The 22,685-nt window shown below is 62.0% G+C and carries 20 protein-coding genes and 1 pseudogene; 7 read left to right on the forward strand and 14 right to left on the reverse strand.

Annotation, left to right across the window (positions count from 1 at the left end; translation table 11 throughout):
* Positions 1 to 164: 164 nt before the first annotated feature.
* Entirely contained in the window at positions 165 to 701 is a 537-nt protein-coding gene (locus EB815_RS30050) for an OmpA family protein (RefSeq protein ID WP_056565016.1), read from the reverse strand.
* Between the two features lie 231 nt (positions 702 to 932).
* On the opposite strand from EB815_RS30050, the gene EB815_RS30055 reads away from it, so the two are divergent.
* Entirely contained in the window at positions 933 to 1,469 is a 537-nt protein-coding gene (locus EB815_RS30055) for a DUF6931 family protein (RefSeq protein WP_244493917.1), read from the forward strand.
* A 44-nt stretch (positions 1,470 to 1,513) separates the two neighbouring features.
* Here EB815_RS30055 and EB815_RS30060 read toward each other — a convergent pair whose 3' ends face one another.
* The 4 genes from EB815_RS30060 to EB815_RS30075 form a co-directional block, all read right to left on the reverse strand.
* Entirely contained in the window at positions 1,514 to 2,752 is a 1,239-nt protein-coding gene (locus EB815_RS30060; protein ID WP_081294655.1) for a caspase family protein, read from the reverse strand.
* 7 nt (positions 2,753 to 2,759) lie between these two features.
* Positions 2,760 to 3,848: an OmpA family protein gene (locus EB815_RS30065; protein ID WP_056565022.1), complete on the reverse strand. Its 1,089-nt coding sequence runs from the start codon at positions 3,846 to 3,848 to the stop codon at positions 2,760 to 2,762.
* Positions 3,849 to 4,009: 161 nt separating this feature from the next.
* Positions 4,010 to 4,276: a hypothetical protein gene (locus EB815_RS30070; protein ID WP_244493918.1), complete on the reverse strand. Its 267-nt coding sequence runs from the start codon at positions 4,274 to 4,276 to the stop codon at positions 4,010 to 4,012.
* A 29-nt stretch (positions 4,277 to 4,305) separates the two neighbouring features.
* Positions 4,306 to 6,855: a caspase family protein gene (locus EB815_RS30075; protein ID WP_056565025.1), complete on the reverse strand. Its 2,550-nt coding sequence runs from the start codon at positions 6,853 to 6,855 to the stop codon at positions 4,306 to 4,308.
* 396 nt (positions 6,856 to 7,251) lie between these two features.
* Between EB815_RS30075 and EB815_RS30080 the strand changes: the two genes are divergently transcribed.
* Positions 7,252 to 7,725, forward strand: coding sequence for a hypothetical protein (locus EB815_RS30080; RefSeq protein ID WP_056565782.1), 474 nt, complete (start codon positions 7,252 to 7,254; stop codon positions 7,723 to 7,725).
* 86 nt (positions 7,726 to 7,811) lie between these two features.
* Complete coding sequence (locus EB815_RS30085) at positions 7,812 to 9,890, forward strand: sigma-54-dependent Fis family transcriptional regulator (RefSeq protein ID WP_056565027.1); 2,079 nt, start codon at positions 7,812 to 7,814, stop codon at positions 9,888 to 9,890.
* A gap of 107 nt (positions 9,891 to 9,997) precedes the next feature.
* Here EB815_RS30085 and EB815_RS30090 read toward each other — a convergent pair whose 3' ends face one another.
* The 8 genes from EB815_RS30090 to EB815_RS30125 all read right to left on the reverse strand — a co-directional run bounded on the left by EB815_RS30090 (position 9,998) and on the right by EB815_RS30125 (position 18,970).
* A complete protein-coding gene (locus tag EB815_RS30090) occupies positions 9,998 to 11,041 on the reverse strand; it encodes an NAD(P)-dependent alcohol dehydrogenase (RefSeq protein WP_027045789.1) in 1,044 nt (347 codons plus the stop codon).
* A 37-nt stretch (positions 11,042 to 11,078) separates the two neighbouring features.
* A complete protein-coding gene (locus EB815_RS30095) occupies positions 11,079 to 12,710 on the reverse strand; it encodes a molecular chaperone GroEL (RefSeq protein ID WP_056565029.1) in 1,632 nt (543 codons plus the stop codon).
* A 77-nt stretch (positions 12,711 to 12,787) separates the two neighbouring features.
* Positions 12,788 to 13,585 carry an iron-sulfur cluster assembly protein gene (locus tag EB815_RS30100; protein WP_056565031.1) on the reverse strand — a complete coding sequence of 266 codons (798 nt, stop codon included), beginning with the start codon at positions 13,583 to 13,585 and terminating at the stop codon, positions 12,788 to 12,790.
* 5 nt (positions 13,586 to 13,590) lie between these two features.
* The gene (locus EB815_RS30105) at positions 13,591 to 14,613 is read right to left on the reverse strand and encodes an amidohydrolase family protein (protein WP_056565034.1); all 1,023 of its coding nucleotides are present in this window, start codon (positions 14,611 to 14,613) and stop codon (positions 13,591 to 13,593) included.
* Positions 14,614 to 14,688: 75 nt separating this feature from the next.
* Complete coding sequence (locus EB815_RS30110; RefSeq protein ID WP_056565037.1) at positions 14,689 to 15,060, reverse strand: MmoB/DmpM family protein; 372 nt, start codon at positions 15,058 to 15,060, stop codon at positions 14,689 to 14,691.
* Positions 15,061 to 15,077: 17 nt separating this feature from the next.
* Complete coding sequence (locus EB815_RS30115; RefSeq protein WP_056565040.1) at positions 15,078 to 16,136, reverse strand: aromatic/alkene monooxygenase hydroxylase subunit beta; 1,059 nt, start codon at positions 16,134 to 16,136, stop codon at positions 15,078 to 15,080.
* Positions 16,137 to 16,183: 47 nt separating this feature from the next.
* The gene (locus EB815_RS30120; RefSeq protein WP_056565042.1) at positions 16,184 to 17,245 is read right to left on the reverse strand and encodes an NADH:ubiquinone reductase (Na(+)-transporting) subunit F; all 1,062 of its coding nucleotides are present in this window, start codon (positions 17,243 to 17,245) and stop codon (positions 16,184 to 16,186) included.
* 51 nt (positions 17,246 to 17,296) lie between these two features.
* A complete protein-coding gene (locus EB815_RS30125; RefSeq protein ID WP_196772366.1) occupies positions 17,297 to 18,970 on the reverse strand; it encodes an aromatic/alkene/methane monooxygenase hydroxylase/oxygenase subunit alpha in 1,674 nt (557 codons plus the stop codon).
* Between the two features lie 564 nt (positions 18,971 to 19,534).
* On the opposite strand from EB815_RS30125, the gene EB815_RS30130 reads away from it, so the two are divergent.
* Genes EB815_RS30130 through EB815_RS30145 form a run of 4 tightly spaced genes read left to right on the forward strand, consistent with a single transcriptional unit; the run spans position 19,535 to position 21,675 of the window.
* A complete protein-coding gene (locus EB815_RS30130; RefSeq protein ID WP_056565048.1) occupies positions 19,535 to 20,008 on the forward strand; it encodes a hypothetical protein in 474 nt (157 codons plus the stop codon).
* The gene (locus EB815_RS30135) at positions 20,005 to 20,328 is read left to right on the forward strand and encodes a hypothetical protein (RefSeq protein WP_056565051.1); all 324 of its coding nucleotides are present in this window, start codon (positions 20,005 to 20,007) and stop codon (positions 20,326 to 20,328) included. The genes EB815_RS30130 and EB815_RS30135 overlap by 4 nt, the downstream gene beginning before the upstream one ends.
* A 13-nt stretch (positions 20,329 to 20,341) precedes the next feature.
* On the forward strand, positions 20,342 to 21,469 hold the full coding sequence (locus tag EB815_RS30140; RefSeq protein ID WP_065004918.1) for a WD40 repeat domain-containing protein: 1,128 nt from the start codon (positions 20,342 to 20,344) through the stop codon (positions 21,467 to 21,469).
* A gap of 32 nt (positions 21,470 to 21,501) precedes the next feature.
* Positions 21,502 to 21,675 (forward strand): hypothetical protein, encoded by a 174-nt coding sequence (locus tag EB815_RS30145; protein ID WP_171883328.1) that lies wholly within the window; start codon positions 21,502 to 21,504, stop codon positions 21,673 to 21,675.
* Between the two features lie 523 nt (positions 21,676 to 22,198).
* On the opposite strand, the pseudogene EB815_RS30150 reads toward EB815_RS30145, so the two are convergent.
* Positions 22,199 to 22,650: pseudogene (locus EB815_RS30150) on the reverse strand (arginine deiminase family protein); the annotation flags it as partial.
* Positions 22,651 to 22,685: the final 35 nt, after the last annotated feature.

Consider the following 22,685-nt stretch of genomic DNA (forward strand, 5'->3'; position numbering starts at 1 on the left):
TCAAGATCACATACGCCCTGCAGGTCGTTGAGAAGTGGCGCAACCGCGGCCGTGCGGCGGGATGATCCCGCCACCCGGGCGCAACAACGACTTCCTGCCAAGGGCACTGACCTTCGGCGCCGGTGTGGCCGGGGGTGGCGCGCTCAACCAGCGACCGGTGCGCGCTACTGCGTCTTTATCCGCATTTCCACGCGGCGGTTGACCGGATCGTAAGGGTTGGGGCTGCGTGGATTCTTTTCGCCCATGCCAATGGCGTCAATGCGGGCTGCCTCAATCCCCTTGGCCCTCAGGAAGGCTGCCACCGATTGTGCTCGTCGTTGTGACAAGCCTTCGTTGTAATGCACAGTGCCGGTGGCGTCGGTGTAGCCTTCGACGACGAAGCTGAAGGTGCTCAGCCTGCTGTCCTTGAGAGCCTTGGCGAACTCGTCGAGTTCAGCGCGCGCTGTGGTATCGAGCGCGGCCGAATCCAATCCGAAATTGATCAGCATATCGAGGCTGGATTTTTCGGCCGGCCCGTCCTTCGCCTTGCTCTTGCTTTTGCACTCCTCCTCGGTGCCGACACAAATTCCGCGCGACTTGCCTAGATCGGCCGCGCCGGCAAAAAACTTCACGATGTCCTCTGATTTCTGAACGGGGTCGGCGGAAGCGTGGGTCGAGAAAAACACGAACGCCAACACAAAGGCTGTACTGCCCCACTGCATAGCGGTTACTCCTGTTTGAGCATCCGATTTCGACGATCGTGAGGATATCAAATCGCAAGGCAATTGTCTGTCGATAAACGCTGGAGCACGATAGTGCCGACGGGTCCCGCGGCGTCAGAGGTTCAGACTTGACCCGCGCCGCGCCTGAGGCTTGAGTGGCCAGGGCTTCTCGATGAAAGCGTGGCGGTCATGGCCAATGGGCTTCGATTCAAGACGGCACGGGATCTTTTCATGGCTTGTCCCGCCATTGCCAGGGACATGGGAACACCTCCAACCGAACAGGACTCGATCGCATTTTGCCGCGACCTCCTTGCCGGACGCGTTCCCGAGGAAGCGATCACCTTTTGTGCCTACCTGCTTCCCGAGCGGGCCGCGGTCTGGTGGGCGCATGAATGCCTGAGCCACTTGACCGACCTGTTCGATGGAACCGATCAAGAACTGCTTGCGCATGTTCGCGACTGGGTGGGTGAACCGGACAATCCCCGCCATCGAGCAGCCGTCGGCACAGCCGCGGCCGCACCACCGACAACGCCGGTCGGCTGGATCGCTCTCGCCGCCGGATGGCGTGACAGCGGCTCGGCCATGGCCACGACCGAGATGGCGGCCTTGCAACCATTTCCTGCCGCCCATGCAGTCAATGCGGGGATACTGGCCGGACTGGCCCGTGTCGCTCTCACGGACCGGTTTGCCGTGCTTTCGGCATTTGTCGACATGGGCATCCAGATGGCCGAGATCGAGGCGTTGCGCCAATCGGCGGATGCCTATTAAGGCCGCCATCCCGGCGGAATCGACTGGAGCCGCCACTTTCCTGCCTATTTGCAGCCGCCCTGCGCCCATTTGGCAAGCGCCACCTTGAAGCGTGTGCCCAGCGGATGTTGCAGGCGCAGCACCGAGACATCGTTGGCGGCAAAATTCTTCGCCTGATCGCACAGCCGGGCCTCGTTCCATTCGTGGCAACCGTCGCAGTGCTTGCCCTCCCAGACCGACTTGTCCAACCCCTCCACCGGGCTGAAAAGCGGCTTGCCCTTGATCAGTTCGGCGATGCTCTTGCCGTCGATCGCCGCATCGCCGAAGTCGATCGGATGGTCGAAAAGGATCGGGGCATCCGACGCCAGTTTGGGGATTTTCCGACGCAGCGCATCAAGCGCAAGCTGGTCATCGCCCTGGTTCGCCGCCGCGCCGGTGTTGCGCGCTTCGGAGCCGCTTTCCGCCTGAGGCGCGCTCGCCTCGCCAACGATCAATGGCGCATTGAGATCGACCTTGTGCAGGACGACCTCCGTGGTCAGCGAAACGTTGATCCAGGGACGCTGCTTGCCGGCTGTTGCCTTGAAGACGTCGCTGGTGACCCTGTTCATGGCCTCGGTGATGGAGACGTTGGATTCGCCGATGTGCTGAAGCAATGCCGCTGTGAAGGGCGAGTGCTCGCCCGACCCGTCATAGGCGAGTTGGTTGGGGCTGGCGGCGAAGGCGACGAGCGTGCCGGCGCCTCCATTCTCGATCGGAATCTCGGCCAGGCCGCTGCTCGCACCGTTGACGCCCGCGGTCTTGGCCAGCGCCTCGGCAAGAGGATTGTCGCGGCAGGCGTCGAGAAATACCAGCCTGATGCTGGTCTCCCGCGACATCTGTCGCAAAACGAAATCAACCGACACAGCCTCGAAGTCGAGAGAGGTCTCGTCCTCCAGCGCGGCGTCGACCGGGAGCAGGTAGTTCTTGCCGGAAACCTGCAAGCCGTGCCCGGCATAGAAGAAGAGCGCGATGTCGGCACCACGCACCTGTTTTGCGAACTGGGCAATCGTCGCCTGCGTCTGCAATTTGGTTTCGTCGAAACCGGAAACGACCTCGAAGTCGAGCTTCTTCAAGCGTTCGGCCATGACCTGGGCGTCGCGCACCGGATTGGCGAGCGCCGCCGCGTGCTGGTACTGGGCGTTGCCGAGGACAAGCGCCACGCGGCGCTCGGCGCTGGCGCCCGTCAAAGTCAACAGCAAGGCGAGCGCCGCAAGACAGGCGGCGCGAAAGATGCCACCGCAACGGGCGATCGGATCGGACTTCACCGCGACCTCAAAGCTTGGTGGCGGAAAACTCGATCCGCCGATTGAGCGCCTTGTTCTTGGGGGTATCGTTGGCGGCAACCGGCCGCTCCTCGCCGTAGCCCGTGGAACTGACCTGGTTGCGTGGAATGCCGGCGGCAACCAACGCATCCGCAACCGCCTGGGCCCGGCGCTCCGACAACAGCTTGTTCGCCTCCGGCGATCCGTCTGAATCGGTATAACCGGAGACCTCGACCTTCAGGCTCGGGCATTTTCCGACGACGCCTTCAACCTCGGTCAGCAAGGGACGGCTTTTCGCGTCGAGCCGAGCGCTGGCAGGCCGGAAATAGATGGCGCCGGTGCGCGAGAGCACGGCGAACCTGTTCAGGCATTCCTCGTCGCTGAAGTTCGCCTTGGCGGCATCCGTGGCAACCGGCCCCACATCGGCCGAACTCGCCGCCGCGGCCTGGGTGGCAGCCGGCTTGCTGCCATCCGCGGTAAAGACGAAATCGAACGACACCGATGCGGTGGGAACGATGTTGGTGACGTTGGCGGCCTGCTGCAGCTTGTCGATGTTCGGCAACAGGCCGAAATCCTCGACATGGACCGCGACCGGAGCTTCCGAGGCAACCGACACCATGGTGTCGCTGATCATGGTGACGACGACACTGGCCTCGAGGTCCTTGTCGACGCCGTGCAGATTGAGGCGGAAGGGCAGCGTTGCCTTCACCCTGCGCTTTGTCGCGAGGTCGCCGAATGCGGCAGGATCCACCTTCGCCGTAAGCTCGGCGGTCGGGTATTTGAATGTCTCGAAGAACAGGAAGCGCATGCGGACATTGCGCAGATCGACGCCGGTATCGACCGAATTGAGGTCGAACGTGACCTTGGCATCACCCGCCGAACTCAGCGTGCCGGTGATGTTCCTGATCTTGTTGGTCTCGACGATCGTGTTCTTCTTGACCGACTGGTATGTGATCACCGAAGCGGTGGGATCGAGCGTCCAGTTCGGCGCGGCGCCTGACGCTTGCGATCCGAACAGGAACAACAACGCAGCGATCAAGCCACGAGCCCTAGCAGGCCCTTTCGCCATTACCTTCCAGAATGCGACGACTTCGTACATGGAACGCCCCTGCCCAGGACAACCGTATCGATACCGACACCATGCGGGAGCATAGATCACTTGCGACTGCTTGGCGAGCAGTTGCAGCTCTTCCGATCAAGTCCAGGCAGCGGAATTCGCGGTACCAAATGGTGGGACCGACCTTGACTGCTATTGAACACTCATCCCCAGCCACCGCCACCGCCTCCGTTGCTGCCACCGCCCAAAGGTGGAACGACGACAGGTGCCGTTTCCTCAACCGGCTTGATCACCTTCTTGGCGGTGACCTTCTTCTGCTGGCCGATCTTTGGCGTGGACGTCGTGCGAACCAGCTTCGGCCTGTGTTTCGTCGTCGTCACCGTCGGTTCGGCCTTGGGCGCGACGGACATGCAGCCCGTTAGCGCCGCAAGGGCACCAGATAGAACTGCCGCAATCAATGCCTGCTTCACTGCCCTGCCCACAGTTACCTCCTTGTGCGTCAAAACAGGTCCCGTCGCGGGTTGGCTTGCTCCCAAACCGCTCTGGCTGCCTTGACCAGTTGGTCGTCCAGCGAACCGTTCGCCGGGATCTTCGACTTGAGTTCGCCGCGCAACTGCTTGAGCGCCGCGGCTTTTGTTTTCGCCCCGAATTTTGTCAGCGCCGTCTGGGCGCCCGGCAGTTCCTTGCGAAGATCAAGTGCGACCGCGAAGGCCAGATAACGCACCGCTTTCGCCTGGTCAGCCTTGTCGCCCTTCTGCATCTCGAGCGCGGCGCGATCATACGCACCGGATTGATCGCCGCGAGCGGTGGCCAGCTCGAACAGTCGTTGCGCTTCATCGAGGTTTTGTCCTACACCGACACCGTCGCGATACATGCGGGCGAGGCTAGCCGGAGCATAAGGCTGGCCGAGATCCATGGCCTGCTGGAAAAGCCCTTGCGCCTGCCTGGGATCCTTGCCGACGCCCACGCCGGCCAAATAGTTACGGCCGAGCAGATTCATCGAATACATGTCCTGCCGCTCCACGCCAGCTTTCAGAAAAGCCACGGCGCGGGACGGATCCGCAGGCACGCCATTACGGCCCTCCGTGAAGATCGCGGCGAGATCGTTCATCGCGTAGGTATGGCCCATGGCTGCCGCCTTGAGCAGCAGGTCCAGCCCCTTGCCGGTATCGCGCTCGACACCATAGCCATTGAACAATGCACGGCCCCAGGACGTCATCCCGTAAGGATCGCCCTTGTCGGACGCGGCGGCGTAGAAGCTATTGGCCTGCTTGCGGTCGACGGGCATTCCCGTTCCCGTCGCATTGAGGTAGCCTAGCTCGAACACAGCGCGAACGTGGCCTTTGTCGGCTGCCGCCTGGATCGCTTTCTTGGCGTCCTCGACCTTGCCGGCCGCAAGCAGCGCCCGGCCCAACTCGTAGCGGAAGCGGGCGACATCGGGATAGGCCTTCACCGCCGCCTCGCAGGCCTTGACCGCCTCGGCGCCAATTTCATTCGGCAGCAGACCGGGAACCACGCCTTGCAGATCGAGAGGCTCGCCGGCGGCCTGGTCGCACGGATCGACGCTTGGCGACAGTTTCATCGTAGCGGGCTTTGAGGAGCTGCTGTCGGCCCGGATCTCGAAGCCGACCTCGACAGCACCGGCAGCACCAATCTGGGGTTCGTAGCGCAGCAGGTCGACCTCATCCGCCATCAGGCTCGACTCTGGCGACAGAGCACGGTCCGGCAGGGACAGGGTTCCCGTTGCCGGGTAGCTCGCGAGTTTCAGGCTGACCGCGGGATCCCGGGTCGGGAAGTCCAGCTTCAGCGGAACCGGGCCGACACCGACCGGAACGCTGATCTCGCGGTCTTCGATCGCCTCGGCGGCGCCGGTGATGTGGATGCCCCGCTCCAGCACCTCCTGCTTCTGCTCCGTCTCGAGCGAGGCCACGATCTGTTCGCCCTCGGCGCCCTGGCCGTCCTTGACGCGGAACACCATGATGCCCTGGGCCTGACCGCCCCAATTGTCATGCGTGGCGTAGGCCAGCATGTCGACCTCTTCGGGCGCACCGACGCCCTTGGGCACATCCATCTTCAGGCGCGGCAGGTCCCTGCCGTCGATCTGTTCGCCGACCGCGACAGCCTTGCCGTCCAGCAGCAGGCGTCCAAGCGCGGGCGGCCTTTCGATGCTGACCGTGATCGATCCGCCATCGACATCGACCGGTTCCGGCAGATCCAGGGCAACAGGTCCGACACCCGAGGGCACGACTTTTTCGAGAACCGGCGGCAGCGAAGGTCGGCTGGCGCGGCGCATCAGGACAACCTCGTCGATGAGCGACGAATTCTCCCAGGGAACCTGCTTGCCGTCGGTGGCCTCGACCACATCGCGGCGCACCGCGGCCATGACCGTGCGTATCTCCTGGTTGGGCGCCAGCGCGCGATGCGAGAATGCGGATGAAAACGGGCTGAGGTCTCCCGCTCCATCATAAGCGACCGCTCCTGGCTCGGTGGCAAAGGCAATCAGTGTGTTGAGCGAGCTTTTGACCTGAGCAAGACCGGTATTGCCCGCCGTGATCAGCTGATCCCTCAACCAATAATCCTTGCGCGGAAACGGGTTGTTGCGACAGGCATCGAGGATGATCACCTGGATCTTCGATTTCGCGCGCAATTGCTGCAGGACATCGTCCAGCTTGACCGCCTGGACCTCTATGTCGGCCGCATTCTTTAGCGAGGCATCGACGGGGATCAGGAAATTCTCGCCGCCGATCTGAAAGCCATGGCCGGAATAGTAGACGACGGACAGATCGGCGCCATCCGCCGCCGCGAGGTAGTTGCGGAACTGCTTCTCGAACTGCAACTTTGTGAGATCCTTGGCGACGAACACTTCGAAGCCGGCCAGCCGAAACGTCTTGGATACGTCCTCGGCATCCTTGTCGGGGTTCTTGAGAGCAGGGATTTCCCGGTACTGGGAATTGCCGATCACCAGGGCGACCCTTCGATCGGCCGACGCATCGAAACTTGTAAGGGCCGCGACAAGGACGACCGCGATCAATCCGCAAAGCCGGAGCATGGCAACTGCCTCAACCGCCGCGACCTGACGACCACAAGCTCCCCAGATTGTGGCATCAAGATCTGTTGAAGAACTCACAATCCGCAGCGACAGGGACAGAAACAAGACCGGAAACCTGTCGCCGCAGCTGGCACCTTCCTCATCCGAATGTGTAAACTACCTCACGACCGAACCATTCGCAATGAGTGTCGAACCGCTCGGCCAGCTGTCCGGCTCACCTTTTTTTGAAACAGCAGATACGGCAGGTAATGGTGTAGCAGCCACCTGCTACCACCGACGCGAATTTCGGCGCTACCTATTGTGAATGGCGCATCTGACGATGGCAGTGTAGGCTTCGCCGCACATAAAAATGACCGTACCTGCGGCACCGCCAAGCTGACGAATCTGGGAGGATTCATGGTCGAGATCATCTCCAAGCGGGACGGCCCGCGTCGCGAGGATGTTCAGGTCAAGCGGCTGATCGAGCAGAACCGCTCGACCATCGTTCGACTTGCCGACCAGATCAGCGGCGGCGGCTATTCGGCTTCCAGGAAGCCACGCCAGCAACCCAAGGCTGAAGGCCTGATCATCCACGTTGGCGGCGGCGCGGCCACCGTGGCCGAGGCCAAGCCGTCCATCCGCGTCACCATGAATGGCCGTGTGATCTCCAAGGACCAGAATACCGGCCGCCAGCTGCATCATATAGGCGATATCCGCAATCGGGATGGAGAGCAGATCTTCGTTCTGGGAACAAAGCAGAACGGCTTTTTCTCGCCGGTCGACGAAGCCATCGGCGAGGCGCTCACCGAGTTGGACGGGTCCCGGCTGACCGCGACTTACACCGAGGAGCAGCTTGCAGCCGATATCGGCGCGAAACTCGGCATCGACTGACGGCAGGCTGTTGGGCGTCGCTGAGCATGCCCAATCCGCGACAGCATACAGAAATGGCATACCTCAAAAGGTACTGTGATGGCTGAATGAGACACGCGAACGGCCCCAATCAGATGAAGACAAAGGCTATTCCGGCGCGTGCGTCGATGGCCACCGGACAGTTGGTTCTGGACAACGTCGACTATGACGAGCGCGCCACCATGCGCGCCTGGGAAAGTTTTCTGGCTGACGCGCCGAAGTGCGCCCGCGATCCGGTCCATGTCCGCTCGCTGATCCACGATTCCTGGTATCGCAGCGCCACCGGCGGCATCGACGCTCAAGGCATCGAGGCACCGCTCTCCAGCGACCGTGACGAGATCGAATATCTGACCCGCGCCAACGCCGAGCTGCTTTCGGCGGCGCGGCGATCGTTTGCCTCCCTTGGCCCGTTGCTGGAGGGGACGGGAGCCATGCTGGTGCTCGCCGACAGCGACGGCGTGCTCATCGACGCGATCGGCGACAAGAAGACCCTGCATAACGGCCAGGACATTCATCTGGGCATCGGCGGCAAATGGAACGAGGATGCCGTTGGAACCAATGGCATCGGCACCGCGCTGTGGACTGGAGAGCCGATTTTCGTCCATGCCGCCGAACATTTCTGCGCCGGCATCAAATCCTGGACCTGCGCCGGCGCGCCGATCCGCGATCCCCTGGACGGCAAGATCATCGGCGTTGTCGACCTGTCGGGCTATTCGCCGATCTTCCGGCCGCACAACACGGCGCTGGTCGCGGCCACCGCCAGGCAGATCGAAAAGGCCCTGGCCGAACAGCAGCAGGAACAGCGCACGCGCCTACTCGAAGCCTTCATTTCCTCGGCACCCAGCTACCGCCGCAAAGATGGGTTGGTGATTGTCGATCATCGCGGCCGCGCGATCTTCTGCAACAACGTGCCCAATGGCGACACGACAGAGATGATGGACGGCCCGATGGAACCGGGGCGTGGTCGATGGCTGATGAACCTGCCGGCCTCCGGCTCCGACAGCGATCTCGCCAACGCGCTGCCGGCGCATCTGCGATCCTGCCATGTCACACCGCTGAAGCTTGACGGCGATCTTCGTGGCGCGGCCCTGGTGTTTCCATCGGTGCCGGCCGTCTCGAGCATGACGGTGATCCGCCGAGAAGAAAACAAGCATCTGCGGACAGCCGCGGCGATGATCGTCGGCGAAAGCGAGAAATTGCTGGCTGCCGTCGATGTCGCCTCCCGGGTGGCCGGCTCGAACGGTGTCACCTCGTTGCTGATAGAAGGCGAAACGGGCGTCGGAAAAGAGCTGTTTGCCCGACTTGTCCATGCCGGCAGCCGACGCACCGAAAACGACCCTTTCATTGCCATGAACTGTGGCGCGATCACCAAGGAACTGTTCGGCAGCGAATTGTTCGGTCACGTCGGCGGCGCCTTCACCGGAGCTTCGCGCGAGGGCAAGCCGGGCATCTTCGAACTCGCCAATGGCGGCGTGCTCAGCCTTGACGAAATCGGCGAGTTGCCGCTCGAGATCCAGCCCTTCCTGTTGCGTGTCCTGGAAGAACGTGTCGTCCACCGCATCGGCGATTCCAGGGGCCGGCCGGTGGATGTGCGGCTGGTCGCCTCGACCAACCGCGACCTCAAGCAGGAAGTGGCGGCCGGGCGCTTCCGCAGCGATCTCTATTACCGCATCGGCGCGGTTTCGATCCATGTGCCGGCGTTGCGTGAACGCGGCGACGACGTTCTGCTGCTGGTCGAGCATTTCAACCGGCGGATCGCGAAGCTGGCGGGCAACGACCCGCTGGAGTTTTCAAACGACGCCCTCGACGCGCTGCTGGCCTATCGCTGGCCGGGAAATGTGCGCGAATTGAAGAACCTGGTCGAGCGCCTGCATATACTGGCGCGCGGCGGCACGATCGAACTCCAGGACCTTCCCGGGGAAATCAGTGCGGGCAATCGCGACGCAATAGCCATGCATGGCGACCATCCCGCGACCATGCTCGAAGCACCTGTATGCACCTTCGAGGATGCCGAACGCCAGGCGATCAAGAATGCGCTTGTCGCGGAGAGCGGCAATCTCAGCAAGGTTGCGCTGAGGCTCGGCATTTCGCGGCCGACGCTCTATCGCAAGCTCGGCCAGTACGGCATCCGGCGCGGGTTCCTCTAACACGCAGCAAAAAGAAGAACCCCACGGCATTCGCGCCATGGGGTTGGGGGAATTGCGGCTGATGGATCGGACTGGCGACTGGCCTGCGCCCGCATTCCGGCCGGGCGTCAGGGAACGATGACGCCGCGCCCGGTGAACCGCCGGTTCTTGAAATCGTCGAGTGCGGTGTTGATGCTGGCGAGATTGTATTCGGTGTAGTGCATCTTCACCTTGCCGTCGGCGTTGAGCTCCATCAGTTCGACAAGCTCGGTGAAATTGCCGACCAGGCTGCCGCCGATGTTGATCTCCTCGATGACGAGATGCGCGGTCGGCACATTGATGTTGCCGCCATAGCCGACGACAAACAATTGTCCGCCCTTGCGCACCATCTTCCAGCAGATGTTCTCGACGCCGAGTTCGCCGACGAAATCGATGACCACATGCGCGCCGCCGCCGGTGATCTGGCTGACTTCCTCGACGACGTTTGGCCCGCCATCAAGGATGAAGTCGGCACCGAGATCCTTGGCCAGCACCCGTGCCGCCGGTTCGCGATCGACGGCGATGATGCGGCAACCCGAGATCGCGTGCAGCGATTGCAGCGCGATGTGGCCGAGCCCGCCTATGCCGAGCAGCACGCAGTAACTCCCCGGCCGTAGCAGCTTGGCGGCGCGTTTGGCGGCGCGGTAGGCGGTGATGCCGGCATCGGCCAGCGGCGCCACCTCGATCGGCGTGATGTTGGCGTTGAGCTTGATCAGCGAGCGTTCGCTGGTGATGAAGTATTCGGCGAAGCCGCCATTCATGCCAAGGCCGGGGAATTGACCGTTGTCGCAATACATGTCCTCGCCATGGCGACAGTTGAGGCAGATGCCGCATGAGCGGAAAGGATGGCAGATCACCGCATCGCCGCGCTTGACCGATTTGACGCCGCTGCCGACCTCTTCGACCCATCCGGCATTTTCGTGACCCATGATGTAGGGCAAAAGCGTGCCCTCCGGGTCCATGGTCGGCTTCCAAACACCCTCGATGATGTGCAGGTCGGTGCGACAGAGACCGGCGGCGCCGACCCGTACGATCACCTCGTCGGGCGCGGTGATTGTCGGCGCCTTGACCTCCTCGATCTTGAGCTGGACGTTCATCTTCGGGTCGTATTCGTAGAGTCTGGCAGCTTTCATGGTCGTATCCTTCAACGTCGGGATTGTCTGGATTGCTTCAGGCGCGGCCGAGCTTTTCCGAGCCGCCGCCACGCGCCGGACCGGCCGTCGGATCCTCATCCTCGGCGAGGTCGCCAATCAGCGTCTCGGTGGTCAGGATCAGCGTCGCCACCGACGCCGCGTTGGCGAGCGCGGTGTAGGTGACACGAACCGGATCGATGATCCCTGCCTCGAACATGTTCTGATAGGCGCCGGTCGATGCGTTGTAGCCGTAGCCGCCGTTGATGCGTGTGACCTCGATCACCACGGCTTCGGGATCGGCGCCGGCATTGGCGGCGATGCGCCAGAGCGGTCGCGTCAGGACCGAGCGCACCAGGCGCACGCCCTCGGCGACGTCGCCGTCGACCCCGGCCGCCACCTTGTCGAGCAACGGCGCGATCTGTGCGAGTGCCGAGCCGCCGCCGGCGACCACACCCTCTTCGGATGCGGCGCGCACCGCATTCAAGGAATCCTCGATCAGCTGGATGGTCCGCTTCTGCTCGACCGGCGTGACGCCGCCGGCATAGAGGATCGCGGTGCCGCCCGAGAGCTTGGCCAGGCGTTCGCGCAGCTTGTCCTGGTCGATGTTCGGCTGCGAGGCTTCATACTGCCGCTGGACCTGAGCGCGGCGCGAGGCGATCGCCGCATGGTCGCCGCCGCCGCGAATGATCGAGGTGTAGGACGAACTGGTCTTCACCCGGTCGGCGGTGCCGAGATCCTCGGCGGTGACATCCTCGAGCCGGCCGCCGAGATCGCGCGCGATCACCTTGCCGCCGGTGATGATGGCCAGATCCTCCATCATCGCCTTGCGCCAATGGCCATATTCCGGCGGATGAACGACGAGGTATCGTCCCGGCCCCTGCTTGCCGAGCAGCGTCACCACCACTTCCGGCGACATCTCCTCCGATACGATCAGCAAAGGCCGGCCATTCTCGTTGGCAATGCGGCGAACCGCATCGAGCTGTCCCGGCTCCTTGATCTTGAGGTCGGTCATCAGGATGTAGGGCCGATCGAGAACCGCCTCCATCTTCTCCTGATCGGTCACCATGTGATGCGAGAGATAGCCGCGTTCGAAGGACATGCCTTCGACGACGTCGAGCGTGGTCTCGGTGGTAACGCTGAAATCGGTGGTGATGACGCCTTCGGCACCCACCCGCTGATGCGCCTCCGCCACCAGGGCGCCAAGCTTGGCGTTGGTCGCCGCGATGTTGGCGACCGACGCCAGGATACCGTTGCCCTTGGCGGGTTTGGCGGAAGTCTTGAGCGCGGCGACCACCGCCGCCACGGCAAGGTCGATGCCCTTGCACAGATCGACGGATTTCACCCCGCGCTCGTTCGCTTCGACGCCGCCCTGGATCAGCGCATTGGCGAGCACGATGGCCGTCGTGGTGCCATCGCCGGCGACCTCGTTGGTCTGCATCGATACTTCGCGGACGACTTGCGCGCCCATGTTTTCGAAACGGTCGTGCAGCTCGATCTCGGAGGCGATGCTGACACCGTCGCGGGTCACCATCGGCGTGCCGATCGGCCGGTCGATCATGGCGTTCATGCCTTTGGGGCCGAGCGTCGGCTCGACGGCGGCGGCGAGCCGGAAGACGCCACGGGCGAGAGCGCGGCGGGCTTCGGAATTATGAAGCATTATCTTGGGCATGGTTCCTCCTTCCGCCTTACGGGCGGGTTGTTGGTTAGGGGCCTCGTGCAAGGGAGGCCGTTGCTGTCGGCTCTGCTTCAGGCGGTTGGTGCGACTCGCACCGGAACGCGATCCATGATGAAATCGACCAACGTTGGTTCGCCGTCGACCACATCCAGTTCCTTGTACCTGGTCTGCTTGAGTCCCCGGCACAGCGCGCCGTTGAACTCCATGTTGATGCGCACACCGCGCAATTCGGCGAGGTAGGCGCTGAGCGCGGCAGGCGGTACGGGTCGCCCTTCCCAGGTCACGAAGACGGGTTCGTCCGCCCTGCGGCCGGGAAAACGCTCGAGCAGGGCCGCCCGGTATCTCGGCTTCTGTTTGGCTGCCTCGCCCGGCTCGAAACGCGCGACGTCATATGCCGGCAGGTCCATGCCGAGGATTTCGCGATCGGTGAGACCGTGCGCCTTGAGGCCGCGCAGAAGTGCCTCCTGTCGCCGCTTGAAGGCCTTCATCGCGAAGGTTTCGCGCAAGGCGCCGAGATCCTGATCCTCGGCAAGCACGGCGAAGATGTCGCCGAACGCCTTGCCGGCCTCCATGCCGCGATTGACCTCTTCGGCGAACATGTGATCGTGCAGCTTGACGCGATAGGCCGGTGACCAGGAAAGCTGGTCGAGTGCCTTGCGCACACCGTCCAGCATCAGGAACGCGAAGTTGGGCGAGCACCAGTAGGTTGGCAGCCGGAAATCTATCTCCACGCTGCCATCGCCCTTAACCTCGCCCCGCTCAACGAAACCCATCTCGGTGATGGGTTCGTCGAGTTCAGGGTCATTGACCTCCCCAAGGCGCCGCCAGAGTTCCTTCTGGCGGTCGCCGGAAACGGTGGCGGTTGCCATGGCCCCTACTCCGCCGCGATGCTGAAGGGCGAGCTGGCGAGCGCCTTCTTCTTGGCTTCGATATCGATGTTGTAGAGACGAGCCGCGTTGAGGCCGAGGATCTTCTCCTTGATCTCGTCGGTCAACTGCACGCCCCGTTCGGCGGCGATGTCCTGCGGGATCTGGTAGGCCCAGAATTTCTCGACCAGCCAGCGCGGCGTCCAGATCGCGTAGTCCGAGCCGAACAGGATCTTCTCCGGCCCGAGCCAGAACAGAAGCTCGGCGATGACCTCGCCGAAATAGCGCGGGCGTGCGTGGATGAAGGGCAGTGCCACCGCCAAGCCGCCATAGACGTTGGTTTCCTGCGTCGCGATCCAGCAGAAATCGTCGAGGCGCGGCAGGCCGCAATGCTCGATGATCCAGTTGAGGCCCTGGAAATCCGTCGCCGCATGGTCGACGTCATGAACGTCGAACGCATCCTTCGAGAGCGGCAGGATCGTCGGGCCCTTGTGGACGTGGATGTTCCTGATGCCGAGCCTGTCGCAGAGCTCGAAGCATTTGTAGGCATCGGGATCGGTGAGCTTCCAGCCCTTGGAGGCGCCGTTCCACTCGGCCGTGTACATCTTCACGCCCTTGACGTTGTAGGTCTCCTTGAGGAAGTGGATGTATTCCAGCGCCTTCTCGCCATCGCGCGGATCGAAGGCGCCGTTGACGATGAACCGCTCGGGATAGCGCTTGGCCACCTCGGCATTGCGCTCGATCGTGTTGAAGCCGTTCTTGTAGAAGTCCTTGAGATAGGTCGACTGGACGATCGCCACATCGTCGGGACCGTCGATGAACAGGTCGCGATAGAGATCATCGGCGCTGTATTTCTCGAACTTGCTCTTCTCCCACAGCTGCTCCTTCGGACTCAAGCCCGTGTGGTAGGCATAGAAGCACTCGATGAACTGCTTGCCGTGGATGTTCTTCTGGTTTTCCGGGCTGCCGTCCCAGAAATGGGTGTGGCCGTCGACTATGAAGATGTCCTTGCCTTCCGGTGTTCTGTACATGTTTTCCTCCGCAGCAATCGCGTTGATGGGTTGGGCGCGCCGCACCCGGCGGCGCGCCGGATTTTTTGGCGATGGCTATTCGATGTATTCGAACATCTCGTCCATGTTGCCGAACAGGATCACGGTGTTGTCGTCGACCCGAACCATGCGGCCATAATGGGTGGAGGTGTTGACCTCGAAGGTCTCGGCCGACATCTCGCGGCCGAGATATTCGCCGATCGCGTCCATCTTGAAGATCAGCTTGCCGTCGCCGTCGATGCGGATCAGGGCCGGCTGATAGGTGATGGTCACCCCAGGCTTCTGGCCCATGAATTCGGCGATGGCGCGTGCCTCGACCGAGTCGTTCATGGTGACGCCGCACTGATGCGAAATCGTCTGCTCGAAGGTGATATCCTTCATCGCCTTGAAGATGTTGGAATGCGTTGCGTCGCGTGCAGATAGTGACATGACGATTTTCTCCTGTTTCAGCGCTTGAGGCCGAGTTCGCCAAGGATCTGGCCAATCCGTTCCTCGGATTTGGCACGGACATCGACGAATGCGACGGGCTTGGAATGCGGCATCGACCAGATCGGCTGCAGGCCGGTGGCTGCCTTGTCGGCGAGTGTGCCGTGCTTCTTGACCCAGCCCTGGAAGAGCTTCTTGTTCGCCGCGCCGTATTTCTCGTCGTTGGCGAGCATGTGGATCAGGTCGATCGTGTTGGCGAGGTTGCGCTCGTAGTCCGCCTCGGCCGCCGAGATCACCGCGGGCGTGATGAAGTCATGGTTGGCGGCGGCGATCTGCATCAGGAAACCGGAGCGGAACGCCTCGCCGACCAGCGGCTCGAAGACGATGTTGATGGCGAAGTACTGCTCGAGATAATCGGTCGCGCCCATGATGGTCTCGACCGCTTCGCGCGTGCCTTGCCAGTTCTTGTCCTCGAGCCAGGCCTTCTTGCCGAGTTCGTCGTCCCAGCCCGGCAGGTCCATGCCGATCTCGGCAAGGTAGAGCGTGATGTCCTGGGCAAGCCGCAGCTTGTAGGACGAGTTGGTCAGCGTCGCATTGTTGATCATCTGGGTGTAGCCGTAACGCTGCGCCTGCATCAGCGAGGTGCCGAGCCCGAATTCGGCATGTTTCCAGGCGCCGAGCTGCGTCTGCAGGATCTTGACCCAGGCCTTGTCGAAGGTCTTCGGCGCACCCGACTTGCGGGCATTGTTGATGACGCTCTGCACCATCGTCTCGATCTTCGACTGGCGCTGGTAGTGCGTGCGCTCCCACTCCTGGTCAGGGGCGCGGAAGGCATGCCAGTTGGAGCTCTGGGCGGTGGTGTTCTGCTTGACATAGGCGCCCTTGCCGTCGGCGAAGGAGATGATCCAGTCCTGGATCAGGTAGCGTTCCGGATCGGGCTGAACGTCGACCGTCATGTCCTCGTAGTGTGTGGCACGCTGGCCTTTCGGCTCGAAGTACCGGTATTTCCGGCTGTCGGAGTCGGCGAAGATCGCGGCACCAGCGGCTCCGGAACCGACTGAACTCGAGGTTGCAGGCATAGTCTCTCTCCCTTGTTGCAGTTGTGGTTGGCTTGGCACGACCGCCCTCAATGGGCCGACGTTGCGCCTGCCGATGTGGTGAACTTGTCGAAGAAGATCCGCTCGGTCTCGAAGCCGTTCATGAACAGCACCGGCTGCAGCGCATCGATCATCGGCGGCGGGCCGCAGGCATGGACATCGCCCTGCCCGTCGACCGCCAGTTGCTTGAGCTTGGCATCGACACTCTGGTGCACGAAGCCACGCTCGCCTTGCCATTCGGCGTCGTCATTGGCGTGCGACAGCACGGGAATGAAGGTGACGTCGGAATGATTGCCGACCAGCTCGGCGATCCTGTCGAGATAGAACAGGTCGCTGCGGGTGCGGGCGCCGTAGAAGAAATAGACCGGACGTTTCTCGCCGCTCTTCAGGTGGTCGTTGAGGATCGACCAGATCGGCGACATGCCCGATCCGGCCCCGACCAGGATCAGTGGTCCTTGCCGTTCGTCGCGGCGGAAGCAGGTTCCGTAGGGTCCGACGACGGTGACTTCGGCTCCGGCCCTGATGCCTCCGGAATCGAGTTCTCCCGAGAACTTTCCTTCGGGGTATTTTTTGATGATGAAGGAGAGTTTTTGGGTTTGGTCCGGCGTATTTGCCATGGAGAACGAGCGCGTAATCGTCTCCCCTTTTTGCGTGGTAACCGTGATGTCGACATATTGCCCCGCCCAAAACTTCATCGGCGAGCCGAGTTCGATCTCGATGCCGCGAATGTCGTGGGTCAGCTGCTCGATGCGAGCAATCCGGCCCTTGTACGTTTTAACGGCGATCGCCTTCGCCAGAATCTCCTCGTCGTAGTTGAGAAGCTCGACCTCCAGGTCGGAGTAGGCGATGCAACGGCACAACAGGACGTGCCCGCTTTCCTTCTCCATGTCGTTCAGCGCGAAGGTCGAGTATTTCAGCATGTCGACTTCGCCTTCGAGCAGCACGCTTTTGCAGGCCGAGCACTGCCCTTCCTTGCAGCCGTGCGGCAGCGCGATGCCCTGACGAAACGCGGCGTTAAGCACCGTTTCGCCATTCTCGACATCGAACTCGACACCGACTGGGCTGAGCCTGACCGTGTGGGTTTCCGACATACGGACCTCCAATGAAAGCAAGGGGCGGGACGAACCCGCCCCCTGGCCTGATCAGTTGCAGGGATTGATGGTGAAGCCGGCCCGGTATTCGGCCAGATGCTTCTCACGGTCCGCGGGCGACATGGCGCGCAGGGCGTTGAGCGGCGACCCGAGCGTGTTGCCGCGCACATCGTCAAGCGTCCACATCTCCTTGTCGTCGAAGCGCAGATGCGGTTGTGGAACCAGCGTCTTGCCGTCGGAGCGGACGAAGTTCAGGTCCTTGATGGCATCAGCCAGGTCCCAGCCGTCATAGAGCGTCTCCCACTCGCGCTTGCCGCTGAAGCGGCCCATCGCCGGCGTCGGACGGCCCTCATACTCGTCGTTGAAGGCGACCATCGTGGTCCAGCGGTCGAGCTCGTGAGCGAATGTGTAGAGTTCGCCGTTGATCTCGCCGACCACCATGTCCTCGCGGATCAGGCAGGGGACGAGGCAGGACCAGCAGCGGTGCGGATAGACGTAGCCGACGTCGCTGTTGAACAGCAGCACCTTCTCGCCCTTGTGGCTGAGCTTGGCGTACCATTTCCAGAAGTCGCCGAATTCGGCGTACCAGCCCGGATACTTGTGCTCGAACCACTCGAAGTCCTTGTCGGTCTGGGCCTCGATGCGCCAGAAATTGACGGGCCAGCCGACCGCGAAGAACTGCCCGACCTTGTGGACGTAGTTCTTCTTGGTGATACGCTCCCAAGCCGCCTGGACGTCGTCGTGATGGACCTTGATACCGTATTTCTCGAGCGGCAGCATGTAGGTGCGATAGTAGTCCTCATAGATCCAGCGGTGCCACATTTCCGCGTAGGACTCCTTGTTCTTGTCGCGGTTGGTGGTGCCGTATTCGATGAAGGTGCCGATGGCGGCATCGACGATCGCGTGGTTCTGCCAGAAGGCGTAGCGCAGATCGCGTTCAAGCAGCAGATGGTTCTCCGGCTCCTTGAGCGCCGCCATCAGCAGCGAATGGCCATTGCCGATATGCCGGCTCTCGTCCGACTGCACCGACAGGAAGACGGTCGGCAGCGCATAGTCACCGTTGCGGGCGGCCTCCGAAGGCATGGCAACGAACAATGTGTTGGTGAAGGCGGTCTCGGCCACCACGGTCAGGTACATGCAGGCGGCGGTCATCGTGTCGCCGGTGATGAAGCCTTCGGCGAACTGCCGGCCGATGGTGGTGGCATAGCACTTTCCGAAGGCTTCCTCGGTGATGTCGAAGCCGGCCGGATCGATGTAGTTCTCCATGTACCATTTCTTCAGATTCATCTGGATCGTCGAGTGACGGAACTCGTCGATCATCTGCATGGTGAAGCCGGTTCTGAGTTCCTCACCGGGCGCGATGCGGGCAACCATCGCCATCGATCGGGCGGCGGAGATTTCCGGGAAGGGAATGATGGCCAGGAAGAGCTTCATCCACTCGACCCAGCGCGGTTCGACGTTGCGGAACATGTCGCCGCGCAATGCCGCGTCGAGCGCGCCATAGACGCGGTTGTCCTTCTCTTCCTGCATCGGGAAATAGGACCGCAAAACCTGTTTCATCGGGTCGCGCGGCGTCTTGTTGATCTTGTAGTCGGTCGGAAACGTCATCGCTTCCTGCACGTAGGAAGGATTCCAGCCGAGGTCGGCAATCTTCTTGGTCGCCTCGCCGACGGAGATTCCGCGCTGCGAGGTAATCTTGTTGAGCGTCAGAGACGTCATGGTCATAAGCCTCCACCAGGTTTGAGCCGCGGGTCCCTTGACCCCGGCATGAAGCGGCACAAAACGCCGCCAGTGAGAGTGCGAACGGCGTGACAAGGGGTCGCGCATCGAGGCGCGACTCATGGTCCGGCCATTCAAGTGGATCGCGGCAAAGGTTCTCGAGGCGTTTGCAGAAACCCGCGGCGCCAACCGCATGTGCGGTGGGCGTATCGAAGCGGAATGCGTCTCTGCTTCCTCCGTTCCTTCGTTCTTTTGGCACCGCGCCAAGCGCGATGGGCTTCTTATGAGAATGAGCAAAGCAAGCAGCGTGCCAGTTCCGGAATAGCACTCATGGCCGGGACTGAAAACAAGATCGCCACCCCTTCGGCGCGCAACCCCGAATTCGAGTGTAACGTTTCTTTACACCTGTAACTTACGGCTGTAATATTTGGCGTGTATATTCGCAATCGCAACATATTTAGTTAGCAATTGCAGCAAATATCAAGATCAACATCACCTGTTTAATTATTCGTCTTTCTATATTATTTGAAAGCCACAGCCCATCGACGGGCTTCGCGCTGGAGAAAGACCATGCCGAACGATGAAGACAGAAACGGGCCGCCCGGACCGATGTCCAGCCATGCCGACGGCATCGCCGGCGATCTTGTCAAGCTGATGCCCCGCGACCTGGTCTTCGTCATGCGTTTCATGGGCGAGAGCCAGCACCGCCTGCAGGCCCATTTCCAGGACTTCATCCGGGCCGAACTCACCGCCGGCGGCGTCACCTCGGAGACGCATCCGATGGTCCATCTGTTCATAGAAAGCCATGCGATCCTGTTGCGGGACTTCGTGTTTTCAGGTGTTTCGCTGACGCGTCAGTTCCGTGTCGAGGAGATCGAGCGCTTGACGGGCGACACGACGTCGATGATCCGCGTGGACATCTGGGACCAACTCAAAAGCCATATCGAAACGGCCGAAAAGCAGTTCCAGTCGCAGGCCGGCACGCTGCCCAAATTGCTCTCGGCTTTCGAAAAACCAGCCGGGCCTTTGGGGAGGGAAAAATGACCAAGGGATCCGAAACGGCCAGGCGTGGCGCGCTGCTTGCGCGCCGACTCGATCTTGTCGCCAGCGTCTCCGCTCTCACCGCGGAAGCGTTGCGGCTGAACCAGAAGCGCGCCGGCATCGAAATGGACGTGCTGCGCTTGGAGCTGGAAATCGGCAGAAGTGGGGCCAGTGCGCAACTGGTGCGGGACTTGCATGACGCAGAGCAGAGCGCGGCGGCAATCATGCAGGCATGCGCGGCGTGCGAACAACGCATTGTCGCGGCCGAAGATGATGTCGATGACGTTGATCGCCGGCTTGCCGCAACGACGAACAAGGACTGATGGGAGAGACAGCATGAACCAGCAGACGACGCAGAACCTGACCTTGTTCGATCTCTTGGCGCGCACCTGGCAGCGACCGTCGGCGATCGCGGAGCTGGGCTTCAGCGCCGACGGTTCTGCTGTCGCTTTCACTTCGGTGGACGGAACCGTCGCCATTGCCGCGGTCGCGGACAACGAGCCGCCGGAAGCGCGGATCCGGGTGAGCAACGATCTCGGCCAGACGACGATCCGCCCCCGGGAAAAGCCCCCATTGCCATTGATTGCCACGGCGGCATTCGCGGAGGGCGACGTCCCGCTCGCCACCCATCCGCATTCCGGCTTTCTGGTTGGCGCGGCCAGCGGCGAGGTGCTGCATCTGACCGCCGGCGGTGAAGTCGCGAACCCCCTGATCAGAATAGACGGGCCGATCGTCGCGATCGACCACAGCGCGAGGGCTGGCACGACAGCGGTCAGCAACGGGCATGATGTCTTCCTCTCGCAGAGCGAAAGCGGCATCACGCGACTGGAACGCGATGTGACATCGTCGACGGATTGCCTTGCCTTCTCGCCAGGCGGCCGGGGCCTTGCCTTGGGCCTTGGCGAGGGGCTGTCGATCTGGGCGATCGAAGACGACGCGGCCCTGATACGCGATGTTTCCCTCCCGGCACGCCCGGTGTCGATCCGATGGAATCGTGACGGCACGTGGCTGGCCTGCGGGCTGGAGACAGGAGGCCTTGGCCTGGTCAGCATCGCCGGTGGCCAAGCTGACATCGTCGAGGGATTCCCCTCGCCTGTTCGGGCCGTGTGCTGGAGCTCGCCGGCAAATGCGCTGTTTGCCTCTGGCGCGTTCCGGATCGCCGGCTGGTCGATGACAGCCCCGCCGGTTGGTGGCGAAACCTCGGGTGCATTGGAAACGGGTCGTGCCGGGCTGGTCCTGGTCGAGGTGGTGGCGGCACACCCGGAAAAGAAGCTGATCGCGGCCGGCTACGCCAATGGCCGCATCACCGTCGCCCAGGTCGGCATGCGTGACGAGCTCCTCGTCAGGCCGCTGGGCAGCGCGGTAACCGCGCTTGCCTGGTCGGGCGATGGTCGACATCTGGCGATAGGCGCCGTCGACGGCACCGCCGCGATCGTCACCTTCCCCGCGCAGATGTTCAAATAGCGGACGCTGTCCGCATGACACAGGAGGATGAAATGCAGACCGAACTCACCGCAGAGGACAAAAGCAAGGACGATTTTTTCGAACGGCTTGCCAATCTGTCGGAAGAAATGGTGGCCAAGCATGGCAAGGATTTCAGCATGGGCGCGCTGGTACTGGCCGCCCGCTGGATCGCCGAGAACCGCGTCGGCAAGCTAAAGACCAACTAGAGCAATTACAGGAAAGCGTGAATGGCTTCCCAGGGAATTGCGTAAAAACAAATAGCTGGAGCAGTTTGCCGTTTCCGTCAAATGGTGAACCGCCCCAGCCGGGGAAAGCGAAGGTCAGGGCAGTGACGTCGACCAGTCCCGGACGATCGGACGGCTTGCCGAAGCGTGGTCATCGAGCGCGGTTTTTATAGGCTTCAAGCTTCAGCAATCTTGCGCCTTCTTTATTCTCCGAACGATTTTATGGCTCTGAGTTAGAGCTATCATCTTGAATTACTTACTTTTTCAACAGGCGACGCATGAGCGGGAAGTCCAAAAAATGTGTGCCCGGTCTCTGATTCACCTGCGCTCCAGCCCAAGCCCGAAACGGTGGAATCGTAAGCGCGCCAGAAGCCGCCCGATAAAGGCCCGCGCACTTATGGGTTGACAGGATGCCGCCGCGGCCTCTTGCGCACCGGGAGTGTCGAGTTGGGCCATGTTCCCACCTCGACCGGCTCAACAACGTCCGCGTCTTGATCCTTGACGGTCAATAATCGACGACGTCGCGGATGATCGGGCGGGTCATGCAGTGACCACCTCCACGTCCACGCCTGAGCTCGGCACCGGTGATGGTGATGACCTCGATGCCTTCCTTGCGAAGCAGCGTGTTGGTGTAGGTATTGCGATCATAGGCGAACACCACGCCTGGCGAGGCACAGACAAGGTCGGCGCCGCTGTCCCACTGGGCGCGCTCACGCATGTAGTCGTTGCCGCTGGTTTCAACGACGCGCATCCTTTTGAGACCAAGCGCATCACGCACCGTCTCGACGAAACTGCCCTTGTCCTTGTGGAGTTCGACGCCGCCCTTCCCGTCGGGGCGATAGGAGAATGCATCGATGCCATCGACGATGTCCGTATACAGCAGGACACAGTCACGATCGGCAAGGTGAACACCGTGTCGAGGTGCATCGCCGCGCGTAGCATGGGCATTGCTGCCACGTCAGATGCGCTCGGTCTATCCGATGATCCAAGAC

This window comes from Mesorhizobium loti (assembly GCF_013170705.1).
GTDB classification, from domain to species: Bacteria; Pseudomonadota; Alphaproteobacteria; order Rhizobiales; family Rhizobiaceae; genus Mesorhizobium; species Mesorhizobium loti_D.